Annotated in this window: 1 protein-coding gene and 1 pseudogene; both read left to right on the top strand. The window is 44.8% G+C overall.

Annotated features, from left to right (window positions below; translation table 11 throughout):
• A partial coding sequence (locus R7R78_RS29695; RefSeq protein WP_225475038.1) for a DUF4381 domain-containing protein occupies positions 1–403 on the top strand: 403 nt, incomplete at its 5' end.
• A pseudogene (locus R7R78_RS29690) lies at positions 396–509 on the top strand (IMP dehydrogenase); the annotation flags it as partial. The gene R7R78_RS29695 and the pseudogene R7R78_RS29690, both read left to right, overlap by 8 nt.

Here is a 509-nt window from a genome sequence, read left to right as displayed (position 1 = left end):
GTGGGGATGGTGGGCAATGCTTGCGGCGATCGTTCTTTTTGTTTTAGGTGTATATTTGTATGCAAAATGGCGTAAAAAGCGCTTACTTGCCAAAAAAACGGCATTAAAGCTTTTGACTCAATCCGTCACACCTCATACGCCTTCCTCTGCTCTGGAAATTCTGCGTCAAGCCGCATTGAGTTACTTCCCACGTGAAGACATCGCCCCGTTAACTGGAATGGCATGGTATGAATTTCTCGACAGTCATACCAAAGAGACTCGATTCGTAGACAAACAACAACAGTGGCAAGCCGCGTTATATCAAAAGTCGCCTCAAGAACAACATCAAGATTTGATCGACGATTGTGCCTTTTGGATAACTCACGCTTTGCCACCGAAGAAAAAGGCAAACACCCGTGACTGAGCAAACACTCATGACAGACCTTTCCCAATGGTTAAACATTGAATTTGTCTGGTGGTGGGCACTTTTTTTGTTGCCCTTACCTCTGCTGATTTACAAGCTTCTTCCT

This window comes from Vibrio sp. 2134-1 (assembly GCF_033339495.1).
The sequence above is the reverse complement of the archived record's forward strand: the minus strand, read 5'-3'. Positions and strand labels throughout refer to the sequence as shown.